General features: G+C 74.0%; 10 protein-coding genes. 6 read left to right on the top strand and 4 right to left on the bottom strand.

The window, feature by feature from the left end; all coding sequences use genetic code 11:
- Positions 1 to 80: 80 nt before the first annotated feature.
- The 3 genes from BDZ31_RS23530 to BDZ31_RS23520 all read right to left on the bottom strand — a co-directional run bounded on the left by BDZ31_RS23530 (position 81) and on the right by BDZ31_RS23520 (position 5,788).
- Positions 81 to 1,154: a Glu/Leu/Phe/Val dehydrogenase gene (locus BDZ31_RS23530; RefSeq protein WP_183345771.1), complete on the bottom strand. Its 1,074-nt coding sequence runs from the start codon at positions 1,152 to 1,154 to the stop codon at positions 81 to 83.
- The gene (locus BDZ31_RS23525) at positions 1,151 to 4,741 is read right to left on the bottom strand and encodes an indolepyruvate ferredoxin oxidoreductase family protein (protein ID WP_183345769.1); all 3,591 of its coding nucleotides are present in this window, start codon (positions 4,739 to 4,741) and stop codon (positions 1,151 to 1,153) included. Before BDZ31_RS23525 ends, BDZ31_RS23530 begins: the two co-directional genes overlap by 4 nt.
- Before the next feature lie 102 nt (positions 4,742 to 4,843).
- Complete coding sequence (locus tag BDZ31_RS23520; protein ID WP_183345767.1) at positions 4,844 to 5,788, bottom strand: helix-turn-helix transcriptional regulator; 945 nt, start codon at positions 5,786 to 5,788, stop codon at positions 4,844 to 4,846.
- 61 nt (positions 5,789 to 5,849) lie between these two features.
- Between BDZ31_RS23520 and BDZ31_RS23515 the strand changes: the two genes are divergently transcribed.
- Complete coding sequence (locus tag BDZ31_RS23515) at positions 5,850 to 6,776, top strand: SDR family oxidoreductase (protein ID WP_183345765.1); 927 nt, start codon at positions 5,850 to 5,852, stop codon at positions 6,774 to 6,776.
- Between the two features lie 16 nt (positions 6,777 to 6,792).
- Here BDZ31_RS23515 and BDZ31_RS23510 read toward each other — a convergent pair whose 3' ends face one another.
- The gene (locus tag BDZ31_RS23510) at positions 6,793 to 7,554 is read right to left on the bottom strand and encodes a hypothetical protein (protein WP_183345763.1); all 762 of its coding nucleotides are present in this window, start codon (positions 7,552 to 7,554) and stop codon (positions 6,793 to 6,795) included.
- A 107-nt stretch (positions 7,555 to 7,661) separates the two neighbouring features.
- Here BDZ31_RS23510 and BDZ31_RS23505 point away from each other — a divergent pair, with 107 nt between their 5' ends.
- From BDZ31_RS23505 to BDZ31_RS23485, 5 genes are all read left to right on the top strand, one after another.
- Positions 7,662 to 8,147, top strand: a complete 486-nt coding sequence (locus tag BDZ31_RS23505; RefSeq protein ID WP_183345761.1) for a hotdog fold domain-containing protein — start codon at positions 7,662 to 7,664, stop codon at positions 8,145 to 8,147.
- Positions 8,148 to 8,492: 345 nt separating this feature from the next.
- Complete coding sequence (locus BDZ31_RS23500; RefSeq protein WP_183345759.1) at positions 8,493 to 9,050, top strand: PadR family transcriptional regulator; 558 nt, start codon at positions 8,493 to 8,495, stop codon at positions 9,048 to 9,050.
- Positions 9,051 to 9,063: 13 nt separating this feature from the next.
- Positions 9,064 to 9,795, top strand: coding sequence for an ATP-binding cassette domain-containing protein (locus BDZ31_RS23495; protein ID WP_183345756.1), 732 nt, complete (start codon positions 9,064 to 9,066; stop codon positions 9,793 to 9,795).
- Positions 9,795 to 10,472, top strand: coding sequence for an ABC transporter ATP-binding protein (locus BDZ31_RS23490; protein WP_183345754.1), 678 nt, complete (start codon positions 9,795 to 9,797; stop codon positions 10,470 to 10,472). The genes BDZ31_RS23495 and BDZ31_RS23490 overlap by 1 nt, the downstream gene beginning before the upstream one ends.
- Before the next feature lie 24 nt (positions 10,473 to 10,496).
- Positions 10,497 to 13,031 carry an FtsX-like permease family protein gene (locus BDZ31_RS23485; protein ID WP_183345752.1) on the top strand — a complete coding sequence of 845 codons (2,535 nt, stop codon included), beginning with the start codon at positions 10,497 to 10,499 and terminating at the stop codon, positions 13,029 to 13,031.
- Positions 13,032 to 13,147: the final 116 nt, after the last annotated feature.

The raw sequence follows: 13,147 nt of genomic DNA, 5'->3' as shown, positions 1-13,147 counted from the left end.
CCGCCGCCCGCTCGCCGGCGGACGGGCCCTCGGAGCGGACGCCCCGGACGCGCGGCGCCCGAGGCGGATCCGGCGAACCCCTACGCAGCAGCCGCCGGGGCGGCCGCGCCGGCGCGCGCCCGCTCGACCCGCTCCCAGGCGTGCGCCTCGGCGACCTCGAACGGCAGGCGACCCTGCTCGCGCGCCTCGACCAGCACCGCCCGCATCCGCTCGCCGGCCTGCGCGATGCCGCGTTCGAGATCGTCGGCGCCGGTGGCGCGCCGCTCGGCGTCGACGTGGATGAGGCCGCCGCAGTTGGCGAGGAAGTCAGGCACGTAGAGGATCTCGCGCGCGGCGAGCGTCCGCGCCGCGGCCGGCCCGGTCAGCGGATTGTTGGCGGCGCCGCAGACGGCGCGGACCCGCAGCGCCTCCGCCAGCCGCTCGTCGACGAGGCCGCCGAGCGCGCACGGCGCCAGCACGTCGAACTCCCGCGCCAGCAGCTCCTGCTCGGAGGCGGCTCGCTCGACGCCCTCGGGCGCCGGGCGCACGGGGTCGAAGCCGACGACCTCGGCCCCCTCCTGCGCCAGCGTGCGGGCGAGCACGCCACCGACCTTGCCGAGGCCGAGCACGCCGACGCGGCGGCCGGCGAGGGCGTCGTCGCCGTCGAGCGCCCACAGCGCCGAGCGGATCCCTTCGAAGACGGTCTGCGCCGTCGCGGGCGACGGGTCGCCGCCGGTGCCGTCGTGGGCCGTGCGGCCGACGACGTGGGTCGTGTGCTCGCCGATCAGGTCCATGTCGTCGGTCGTCGTGCCGACGTCCTCGGCGGTGATGTAGGCGCCGCCGAGCCGCTCGACCTCGCGGGCGAACGCGGTCAGGCGCGCGGTCCGGACGGCCCCGTCGCAGTCGCCGTCGTCGACGATCACCGCCTTGCCTCCGCCGAGGTCGAGGCCGGCGGCCGCCGCCTTCAGCGTCATCGCGCGCGACAGCCGCAGCGCGTCGTCGAGCCCCTCGGCGAGGCCGCCCGGGTAGCGGCAGATGCGCAGGCCGCCGAGCGCGGGGCCGAGCACGGTCGAGTGGATCGCGATCACCGCCCGCAGCCCGCTGTCGTGGTCGTGGACGACGTGGATCCGCTCGTGGCCCCAGTCCAGCGGGCGCTCGCTCTGCTCTGCACTCATGCTGCCGCCTCCTCCGCGGTCGTCTGCTCGATGCTCTCCGCCAGCTCTCTGGCGCGCGCGCGGAAGCGCTCGACGCCGGCCAGCTTGATCTCCTCGTAGCCGCGCACCAGCTCGGGCAGGCGCGCGATCTCGACGGCCGTCGCGCGGGTCGCCGGCGTCAGGCGCGCCAGCGCGGCGTCGACGTGGCCGAGGTACTCCTCCGGGAGCTGCCGCTCGACGCGGCGGACGTGCGCGTAGCCGAACGGGTCCAGCGGGGTCCCGCGCAGGCGCCGGCCGTGGCGCAGCAGCCGCAGCGCCGGCAGGAACCAGCCGCCGAGCCGCAGCTTGCGCCGCATCCCGAGCGCCCGCAGCAGCGGCGGGTGCAGGTGGAAGGCGACCCGCGTCCCGCGCGGCAGCTCGCGCACGCCCTCGACGTGCAGCCGCGCGACCTCGTACTCGTCCTTGTACGCGATCAGCTTGTGCAGCCCGCGCGCGACCTCGGCGGTCAGCTCGCCGCCGTCGGGCAGCCGCTCCTGCTCGGCGGCGCGGACCCGCGCGACCGCCTCCGTGTAGCGGATCGCCGCCTGCCGGCCGCCCCAGCGCTCGAGGTCGTCGGCGCGCAGCGCGACGAGGCGCTCCAGCTCCTCGTCGCCGCCGGCGGCACGCGCGGCCAGCTCACGCGCCCGCCGCGACGGCTGCGACGGCGGCGCGGTCGCGCCGGGGGCGCTCGGCAGCGCCGCGAGCGCGGCCGCGTCGGTGCCGCCGCCCGCCGTCGCCGCGCCGTCGCCGGCCGCCTCGCCGCGCACGATCCGCTCGACCGCCTCCGGCGCCGCGACGCAGGCGCGGCCCCACTCGAAGGCGGCGCGGTTGGCGTCGGCGCCGGCGCCGTTGAGCCGCAGCGCGTCGTGCAGTGCCTCGCGCGAGAGCGGCAGCGCCCCGCGCTGCCACGCCGCGCCGAGCACGAGCATGTTCGCCGGCAGGTGATCGCCGAACAGCCGCTGGGAGAGCGCCTGGGCGTCGAGGTAGACGTTCTCCTCGGCGCGCGTGACGGCGTCGATCGCGGCGCGCGCGGCGCCGACGTCGGGCGCCGCCGCGCGCGGGTCGGTCACCATCTCGCCGGTCGGCACGACGCTGGTCGAGACGACCGCGACCGTCCGCTCGGGGTCGGCGACGCGCAGGTTGCGCGCGGCGCCGGCGCCGAGCAGGTCGAGCGCGAGCAGCAGGTCGGCGCGGCCGGCCGAGGCCGTCGCGCCGCCGTCGGCGCCGCCGATGCGGACGTCGGAGACGACCGGCCCCGCCTTCTGGCTGAGGCCGGTCTGGTCGAGGCCGCCGGCCTCGCGGCCGTCGAGCAGCGCCGCCATCCCGAGCACCTGGCTGACGGTCACGACGCCGGTGCCGCCGATCCCGACCAGCCGCACGCGCGCCGCCTCGTCCGCGGGGCGCAGCTCCGGCTCGGGCATCCCCTCCGGCGGGGCGGGCGGCGCCGGCGGCGGCGCGGCCGCTCTCGGCGGGATGATCGTCAGGAAGGAGGGGCAGTCGCCCTCGAGGCAGGAGAGATCCTTGTTGCAAGAGGCCTGGTGGATGCGGGTCTTGCGGCCGAGCTCGGTCTCGACCGGCTCGACCGACAGGCAGCCGGACTTCTCGCCGCAGTCGCCGCAGCCCTCGCAGACGCGCTCGTTGATCTGCACCTGCTGCGGCGGCTCGGGCGCCTTGCCGCGCTTGCGCGCGCGGCGCAGCTCGGCCGCGCAGGCCTGGTCGTGGATCAGCACCGTCACGCCGGGGACGGCGGCCAGCTCGCGCTGGGTCTCCAGCAGCCGCGAGCGGTCGCGCACCTCGACCCCTTCGGGCAGCGCGACGTCGCGGTAGCGGCCGGTCTCTTCGGTCGTGACGACGATCCGCGCGACCCCCTCGGCCGTCAGGGAGCGCACCAGCCGCTCGACCGACAGCTGCCCCTCGACGTCCTGGCCGCCGGTCATCGCGACGGTGCCGTTGTAGAGCAGCTTGAAGGTCACGTCGAGCTTGGCAGCCACGGCTGCGCGGACGGCCAGCGAGCCGGAGTGGTGGAAGGTGCCGTCGCCGAGGTTCTGGACGAAGTGGCGGCGCTCGAGGAAGGGCGCCGCGCCGATCCACTGCGCGCCCTCGCCGCCCATCTGCGTGATGCCCGAGACGTTGCCGTGCTTTGCCGGGTTGAGCAGCACCATCGTGTGGCAGCCGATGCCGGCCCCGACGAGCGCGTCGTCGTCGGCGACGGTGCTCGCGTTGTGCGGGCAGCCGGAGCAGTAGAAGGGCGTGCGCCGGGCGCCGAGGCTGGCCTCGGCGCGGCCGGCGATCGCCTCCAGCTCCTCCAGCCGCGCCCGCGCGGCCGGCAGCTCGGCCCGTCTCAGCAGCGCGGGGCCGATCGCGCGGGCGATCGCGTCGGCGTCGAGCACGCCGGCGGCCGGCACGAGCGCGGCGCCGCGCTCGTCGCGCTGGCCGAGCACCCGCGGCGCCGCCGGCGCGCCGTAGAGCGCCTCCTTGACGAGCCGCTCGAGGAACGGCCCCTTCTCCTCGACGACCAGCACCTCGTCGAGGCCGTCGGCGAACGACCGCACCGCCTGCTCGTCGAGCGGGAAGACCATCCCCAGCTTGAGGATCCGCAGCGGCAGCGAGCCGGGGTCGGCGCCGAGGTCGTCGAGCGCCCGCAGGAGGTCGTGGCAGGTCGCGCCGGCGGCGACGATCCCGAGCCGCGCGTCGCGGTCGTCGCGGACGAGCGGGTTGAGGCCGTTGAGCTGCGCGTAGCGCTTGGCCAGCGGCAGCCGCACCTCGACCAGCGTCCGCTCCATCTCCAGCGACTGCGGCGCCAGCAGGTGGGCCGACGGGCGGTGGACGTACGGCGCGCCCTCCCACGCCAGCTGCGGCATCACCGGCTCGACGCGGTCGAGGCCGACGTCGACGGTCGCGGTCGCGTCGGCGACGTTGGTGACGACCTTCAGCGCCGCCCACAGGCCGGAGGCGCGCGAGCAGGCGATCGCGTGGCGGCCGAGGTCGAGCGCCTCCTGGACGCTGCCGGGGACGAGCACCGGCACCTGCAGCGCGGCGAGCAGCCCTTCGGAGGCGCCGGGGATCGTCGAGGACTTGCAGGCCGGGTCGTCGCCGACGAGGGCGAGCACGCCGCCGCGCGGGGCGGCGCCGACAAAGTTGCCGTGGCGGATCGCGTCGGCCGAGCGGTCGACGCCCGGCGCCTTGCCGTACCAGACGCCGAGCACGCCGTCGTAGCGCGGCCGCGGCAGCGTCGCGGCGAGCTGGGAGCCCCAGACGGCGGTCGCGCCCAGCTCCTCGTTGACGGCCGGACGCAGCACGAGGTCGTGCTCGTCGGCGAGCGCGCCGAGGCGCGCGACCTCCTTGTCGAAGCCGCCCAGCGGCGAGCCCTGGTAGCCGGAGACCATCGAGGCGGTGCGCAGGCCGGCGCGGCTGTCGGCGCGGTGCTGGTCGAGCAGCAGGCGCACGAGCGCCTGCACGCCGGAGATGAAGACGCGGCCCTCCGGCAGCAGATAGCGGTCGTCGAGTCTGACGGGCCGCGAGGCGTGCGCGGCGGCGGGCGACCGCCTGAGCAGTGTTTGACCTCCCATGGTTAATTTCTATACCAATCTTGGCTCGATCGGCAACCTGGGGTGGCCAGACAGTTACGCGCCGACTTGTGGGGCGCTGAAGGTCCGGCCGGCGCGGCCGCCTCAACCGCCGTCGTAGCGCGCCGCCATCGCCCGCGCGTGCGTGGCCATCCGCGCCCGCAGCGACGGCGGCGACAGCACCTCGACGGCGCCGCCGAGCCGCAGCAGCTCCGACTCGGCGTAGTCGAGCCGCTCGAACCAGACGTCGAGCTCGAGCGACGCCGCACCGTCCGGCGCGCGCTCCGGCAGCTCGTGTCGGCGGCGGCTGTCGGCGGCGGCGCGCAGCAGCCCGAGCGCGTCGGCGTCGACGCGGACGCGGACCGCCACGAACGGCAGCTGCTCCTCGAAGGCGCGCGACCACGTCGCCCAGTGCGCGGCGAGGTCGAAGGCGGGCGGCCGCGCCGCCGGCGCGTCGAGCTCGGCGGCGCCCTCGATCCGGTCGACGCGGAAGGTCCGCTCGCCGCGCGCGGTTGCCGCGATCAGGTACCAGGTCGGCCCCTTGAGCACGAGCCCGAGCGGGTCGACGTCGAGCTCGCGTCCGCGGTGGGCGATCCGCAGCCGGCGGTCGCGCCACAGCGCGCCCGCGATCGCCGCGAGCCACGGCGGCGGCTCGCTCGGCCGGAACCAGCTGCCGTGGTCGACGTGGAAGCGGTGGGCGGCATGGTCGGCCCGCTCGCGCAGCTGCGGCGGCAGCGCGGCGAGCAGCTTCAGCTGGGCGTCGGCGAGGAAGCCGCCGAGGCCGAGCGCGTCGGCCGGCGGCGCGACGAACAGCGCCTCGGCCTCGTCGGGCGTGAGTCCGGTGAGGCGCGTGCGGTGGCCGCCGGGCAGCCGGTAGCCGCCGGCCGGCCCGCGCTCGCCCTGGACCGGGACGCCGCTGCGGCGCAGCGCATCGACGTCGCGGTGGATCGTGCGGGCGGAGACGCCGAGCCGCTCGGCCAGCTCCTCCGCCGTCCAGGGGCCGCGCGCCTGCAGCAGCAGGGCGAGGGTGACGAGACGGCTCGCGCGCATCGGGCGATGGTAGGCGGAATAGGTGACAGAAGGTGTCGGGAATGGCCCGTACGGTGGTCGCATGACGACGACGAGAGACAGACCATTGGCCGGGCGCGTCGCGCTCGTCGCGGGCGCGACCCGCGGCGCCGGCCGCGGGATCGCGGTCCAGCTCGGCGCGGCCGGCGCGACCGTCTACGCGACCGGCCGCTCGACGCGGGCCAGACGAAGCGAGCTCGACCGGCCCGAGACGATCGAGGAGACGGCCGAGCTGGTGAGCGCGGCGGGCGGCGTCGGGATCGGCCTCGGCGTCGACCACCTCGACCCCGAGCAGGTGCGCGAGCTGGTCGCGCGGATCGACCGCGACCACGGCCGGCTCGACCTGCTCGTCAACGACATCTGGGGCGGCGAGCAGCTGTTCAGATGGGATTCGCCGCTGTGGGAGCACCCGCTCGACGACGGGCTGCGGATCCTTCGGCTGGCGATCGACACCCACGCGATCACGAGCCACCACGCGCTGCCGCTGCTGCTGCGCGAGCCGGGCGGCCTGGTCGTCGAGATGACCGACGGCACCGCCGCGTACAACGCCGACAACTACCGCGTCTCGTTCTTCTACGACCTCGCCAAGAGCGCCGTGCTGCGGATGGCGTTCGGGCTGTCGAGAGAGCTGGGTCCGCGCGGCGCGACCGCCGTCGCGCTGACGCCGGGTTGGATGCGCTCGGAGATGATGCTCGAGCATTACGGCGTGCGCGAGGAGAACTGGCGCGACGCGCTCGCGGACGTGCCCCATTTCTGCATCTCCGAGACGCCGTCGTTCGTCGGCCGCGCCGTCGCCGCGCTCGCCGCCGACCCCGAGCGCGCGAGATGGAACGGGGCGTCGCTGTCGAGCGGCCAGCTCGCGCAGGTCTACGGCTTCGACGACCTCGACGGCTCCCGCCCCGACGCCTGGCGCTACATCGTCGAGGTCCAGGACGCCGGCAAGCCGGCCGACGCCACCGGGTACCGGTAGTCCGCGGCGCGCCCGTCTACCCGAGCGGCTTGCGCGGCGAGGGCTTGTCGGGCGCGCCGCCGATGCGGTCCTGCCAGCGCTCCCGCCGCTCCGCGTGGCGCGCGGCGCGCGCCTGCGCTCGCGCGAGCTTGCGGCTGCCCTCGGCGTAGCGCCAGCGGGCCCACGGCGTCCGCGGCTTCGCGAGCCGGATCGCGCCGACGATGCTGAACAGCGGGACGATCAGCCCGGCGATCCCGAGCACGTACTTGCCCTTCAGCAGCGCGATCGCCGAGATCGCGATCACCAGCAGCCCGCTGACGACGATGCCGACGACGCCGCCGCCGTCGTCGGCGCCGAGCGGGATCGAGCCGGTCAGCAGCAGGCCGCCCAGCAGCGTCGCGAGCAGCACCGCGTCGATCGACTGCCGCCCCTCCTCCGACCAGTAGACGTCGTCGAGATGGAGCCACAGCGCGAACTCGTCGAGCGTCAGGCCGGCGCCGACGCCGAACAGCGCGGCGGCGATCTCCAGCCACGGGCTGTCGGGCTGGAATGCGATCGTCGCGAAGCCGGCGAGGAGCAGCAGCACGATCCCGAAGACGAGGTGGTGGACGTGGACGCCGCCGGTCTTGACGCTGCCCGGCCACCACGGGACGTTCGGGCTGCGCATCAGCCGCGTGCTCATGCGGATGAAGCCGAACGACAGCAGGAAGGCGGCGAACAGGATCACGCCCGCGCGGTTGGCGCTGGTGTCGAGCGTCTGCTCGCCGCCGATCTCCACGACGATGTCCGCGAACGGCATCGGCATCACACCCTTTCTCCGGCAATTGTGCGCACCATCCCGCCACGGCGCAACCGACGCGGCGCGTCACCGGCGCGGCGAGGCGCCGGACGGGCGAAGATCGGCCGATGCCCGATCCGCTTCCGGTCTCCCGCCTGCTGTCCGCCTACCGCCTGCTCGAGCGCGTGCCGCTCGGCCGCACGCTCTTCTCGCAGGGCTACCGCTTCGCGGCGCCGTACTTCCGCACGATCCCGGCGCGCGTCGAGTCGGTCGAGCCGGGCGTCGCGGTCGCCGAGATGCGCCACGCGCCATGGGTCCGCAACCACCTCGGCGGCGTCCACGCGATCGCGCTCTGCAACCTCGCCGAGCTGACGATGGGCGCCGCCGCCGAGGCGACCGTGCCCCGCACGCACCGCTGGATCCCGCAGGCGATGGAGGTCGAGTACCGCGCGCGTGCGCAGGGCCGCATGCGCTGCACCGCCCGGCTCGACCTGCCGCAGCCGCTCGGCGAGCGCCAGCAGGTCGCCGTCGCGATCACCGTCACCGACCGCCAGGGCGTCGAGGTGCTCACCGGCACGATCCGCATCTGGGTCACCGAGCGACCGCGGCGGTAGCGCGCGTGGCGGGGCGCAAGGACGCGCTCGGCGTGAATTGAAAGATTCAGCACTGAACGTTAGGGATGGTCGATGCCCCCGCCTCGCCCGTAGTGTGAGGCGGGTCGTGGCTCAAACGACCAGCCAGCACGTCGTTCGGCGCTGCGCTGCAGCGCGCTCGTCGAGCTCACCCCAGCTCACGACTCCGCCGAACGGCTGGGGCCGCCGCGGCTCCGGCGCAACCCGACTCCCCTTCAGGGTGACCGCCGGGGCCGCGGCAGCCATCGCCATCGCCGGACCGTATCGATCGGGGCGACCGGTCGTGTACGTTTGCGGCTCTCAGCGACCCGGGGGGCTCTCAGAGGGATGTCGGTCAAGCAGGCGGTGCTTGGGTTGGTGATCGAGCGGCCGGGCTACGGCTATGAGCTCGTGCAGCGCTTCGAGGAGCGTTTGGGCGGCTGGCGGGCGTCGAAGACGGCGGTCTACCCGGCACTGCTGAGACTTCACGCCTCAGGCGCGGTCCAGCGACGTGCCGATTCCTCAGCCCACCGGAACGTGACGTGGTACGAGGCGACCGATCAGGGTCGCAGCGAATTCAGAGCATGGCTGCGCACCGCTCCGGAGCTGATGCCGATGCGCGATGAGATGTACGTGAAGATCGCGTTCGCGACGGTCGACGACCTCGCCTTCTTGATCGAGCAGACGCGTCAGCAGGAGCAGCTGTGCCTCGACCGCATCGACCGCCTGCGCGGAGCGTCGCCCGAAAGCGACCAGTTGGCGAACCCGGATGTCGACTGGCGCGCGATCGGGCAGGCGTGGCTGCTGCGGACGGAGGTCGCCCACCTCGCTACGACGATCGAAGCGCTGCAGGACGCGCGCGACCTGATGAAGGCCGCGATCTGCCGAGAGCGCTCCGCGGGATGAGGCGGTGAGGCGGATGCCGGCGCTGCTGTCACTGGACGGCGTCTGCAAGACGCATCGGCGCGGCCGACATGCGAACGTCGTGCTCGACCGCGTCTCCTTCCACGTCGGCGTCGGCGAGTTCGCGGCGATATTCGGGCGCCGCGGAGCCGGAAAGACCACCTTGCTGCGCATCGCCGCCGGTCTCGACGCCCCCGATGCCGGCCGCGTGACGCTCGACGGAAGGGATCTCCTTGCCACAGGCCGGCGACGGCGTCTCGACGGACTGCCTGACGGCATCGGCTGGCTCGTGCGGTCTGGTCCGCTGACGCGGTCGATGCCGATGCTGGACTTCGTCGCGATGCCCTTGCTGGAGCGTGTGCCCCACCGCGAGGCGCGCCGGCGCGCCGGTGCCGCGCTCGAGCGTGCGACGGCCGGCGCGCTCGTGGATGCCCGGTGGCCGGAGCTGTCCGACGCCGAGCGCGTGCTCGTGGCACTGGCTCGCGCCACCGTGCGCCGGCCGGCGCTGCTGCTCGCCGACGATCCGACCGCCGGTCTCGGCACGCGCGAGCGGGAGATCGTGCTCGGCTTGCTGCGCGAAGCGACCGACGAGAACGAGATGTCCGCTTTGATCACGGTGCCGGCGCTTCCGGACGTCCTGCGCGCGCATCGCGTGATGTCGTTGAGCGGCGGCGAGCTGATGGAGCCGACGCGGCAGCGCACGGGCGATCACCTCGTCGTGGCCGCGGACCGTCGCGAGTCGGTCTGATGCTGGACGTCTGCGATCTCGTCAAGCGTTTCCACACCCCCGGCGGCGAGACCGTCCGCGCCGTCGACGGCGTTTCGTTGACAGTCAGGCCCGGTGAGCTGGTCGCGCTGTACGGGCCGAGCGGATCGGGCAAGACGACGTTGCTGAAGATCGTCGCAGCCGTAATCGCGCCCGATCGCGGACATGTGCTGCTCGACGGTCGGGCGATCACGGGCTTGAGCGAACGCGATGCCGCCAGCTATCGCCTGCACCGGCTCGGGCTCGTCCTGCAGAGCGCCCACATGATGGCTGGCCTCAGCGCGATCGAGAACGCCGCGATGAAGTTGATCGCCGCGGGCATCGCGCGGGACGAAGCGCGGCGGCGGATGATGCCCGTGCTCGAGCGCCTCGGCCTCGACGCGCGGGCCGACCATCGCGCCAGCAGCCTCTCGATGGGCGAGCTGCAACGTCTCTCACTCGCCAAGGCGCTGTCCAACGACCCTCCGCTGCTCCTCGCCGACGAGCCGACCGGCTCCCTCGACACGGTCCGCGGCCGACGGGTCCTGAGACTGCTGCGCGAGCGCACGCGAGAGCGCGCGACGGCGACCGTGATCGCGACGCACGATCCTCAGGCTGCGCGGTTCGCCGACACGGTCTACACGCTCAGAGATGGTCGCCTCGACACGGCAGGCGGCTGACGGCGGCTCGCGGACCGCACGCCCGTGAGCCTCCGCAACCTGCTGTGGTTCTGGTGGCGGCGGTTCCCGCACCGCGCCAAGCACGAGGAGCTGTTCGCGCTCGTCGGGATCGCGGTCGGGGTGGCGCTCCTGTTCGCCGCGCAGGTCTCCAATCGGAGCCTCGGCGCCTCGGTCGCGAAGCTCACAGACGGGCTCGTCGGCGACGCGCAGCTTCAGCTGAAAGCCCGTGATGCGCGCGGCTTCGCCGAGTCGATGATTCCAGCGATCGAGCGACTGGACGGCATCCGCGCCGTCGCTCCCGTGCTCGAAGCCCACGCGAACGTCGTTCGGGATGGCCGTGAGCGCTCGGTCACGCTGCTCGCCGCCGACGCTCGCCTCGCGCATCTCGGAGGCTCGCTCGTACGCGGTGCTGCCGCCGTGCGTCTCGACCGCCTCGACGCCGTCGTCCTCCCCGCCGACGTGGGGAGAACGTTGACCGCCGCCGTCGGCGAGACGGTCGCGATCCAAACGCGGGGGCGAAAGGTCGACGCACCTGTCGCGGCGATCCTCGGCGCGAACCACCTCGGCCCGCTGAGCGCCAGCCCGATCGTGATGACCTCCCTGCGGTTCGCGCAGCGGGCGACCGGTTTGAACGGACGAGTCACGCGCCTCTACGTGCTCGCCGAGGCAGGACAGAGTGAGCTGGCACGATCCCACTTGGAGCGGTTCGCTCGCGGCCGGCTCGACGTGCTCCCGGTCGCCCACGACGAGAGGGTGTTCGCGCAGCTGTCGATGCCGAGCGACAGCTCGACCTCGCTGTTCGCCGGGATCAGCGCGCTCGTCGGGTTTCTGTTCGCGTTCAACGCGATGCTCATGATGGCGCGAGAGCGCCGGGGCCTGATCGCTGAGATGCGAATGTCGGGCTTCCGCGCGAGCGCCGTGGTCCAGGTCATCCTCTTCGACGCGCTGGTGCTCGGCGCCGGAGCATCCGCACTCGGCATCGCGATCGGCAATCTGCTGTCGAAGGGCGTCTTCGAGCCCGACCCCGGCTATCTCGCCATCGCCTTTCCGATCGGCACCGCCCGCGTCATCGAGCCCGCGACCGTCGCACTCGCGCTGGGCGCTGGCATGCTCGCCGCCCTCGCCGCCGCGCTGGTGCCGTTGGCCGCCACGTACCGCTCACGCGGACCGATGGACGCCATCGATGACGACGGACTGGATCCCGGTCGGCGCATGCTCGCGCCGCGGCGACGGCTGCTCCTCACCGGGCTCGGCTGCCTCCTCGCCACGACCGCGATCCTCGCCTTCACGCCGGCGGCCGCCCTCGCCGGCATGGCGACGCTCGTCGCCGCCATGCTGCTCTGGCTGGGTCCGCTGCTCGGCTTCGTCGTGACCGCCCTCCACCGTTTTCAGCGACGGCTCGCCAGCGTCGTGCCGACGATCGCAAGCGGGGAGCTGATCGCGGCGAGCACACGTTCGATGGCGATCTCCGCGATCGCCGCGATCGCGGTCTTCGGCACGACCTCGATCGAGGGCGCTCGAGTCGACCTCCAACGTGGACTCGATCCCAACGCGCGCGAGCTGACCGAGGTCACAGACGTCTGGGTCTCGCCGCGCGGCGACGCCAACCTGCTCGCGACGTCGCCGTTCCCCGCCCGCCTGGCGACGGAGCGGATCCGGCGTTCGCCCGCGGTCATGTCGGTCAGCGTCTACCGTGGCGCCTTCCTCGACATCGGCGACCGGCGCACGTGGGTGATCGCGCCGCCGAGAGATGCGACGACGCCCGTACCGCAGAGTCAGATCGTGGAAGGCAATCCGGCTGACGCGACGGCGCGGCTGCGAGAGGGCGGATGGGCCGTCGCGTCGGAGGCGGTCGCGCAACAGCTCGGCCTCACGGTGGGTCAGCGGTTTCGGCTCGACTCGCCCAGACCGGCGACCCTGCGGCTCGCGGCGATCACGACCAATTTCGGCTGGTCACCGGGTGTGCTGGTGGTCAACGCCGACGACTACCGCACCGCTTGGGGCGACGGCGACGCGAGCGCGCTCCAGGTGAGGCTGAGCGAGGGCACGCTGCCTGCGGCCGGCGCACGCGCCGTCGAGCGGGCGCTCGGCCCCGGCTCACCGTACGCGGTGCAGACGGCGAGCGAGCGGGAGGCGGGGTTCCGGGCCACGACACGCGCCGGGCTCTCTCGGCTTCAGCAGGTCGCTGCGCTGCTCGTCGTCGCCGCGGCGCTCGCGATCGCCGCGGGGACGGCGGCGACGGTCTGGCCGCGCCGTGCCCGGCTTGCCGATCTCAAACTGGTGGGGATCGGCGCGGGAAGCCTGTGGAGGGCGCAGCTGCTGGAGAGCTCGATCCTCGTCATCACCGGCGCGGCAGTCGGAGCCGCGTTCGGCCTCTACGGCCAGCAGCTGCTCGATCGCGCGCTCAACAGCGTGACCGGATTTCCCGTAGTCCATACGCTCGGGGTCACGAGCGCCCTCGCCAGTCTGGGCATCGTGACAGCCGTCGCTCTGCTCGTCGTCGCGATCCCGGGATGGTGGGCGACGCGCGTGCCGGCCAGCGCGGCGTTCGACGATTGAGCTTTCCCGGTCCGGCAGACGCCCGACACAACCCCGCTCCCATCCACCGATCGGTGGATGGGAAGATCCATCGCCGCCGCGCGCGATCGGAGCCGGTCGGCCGATGTGCGCGGCGC

It is taken from the genome of Conexibacter arvalis, assembly GCF_014199525.1.
In the GTDB taxonomy this organism is placed as follows: Bacteria; Actinomycetota; Thermoleophilia; order Solirubrobacterales; family Solirubrobacteraceae; genus Conexibacter; species Conexibacter arvalis.
Note: the sequence above shows the minus strand (reverse complement) of the source record. Positions and strands in the feature narration are given on the sequence as shown.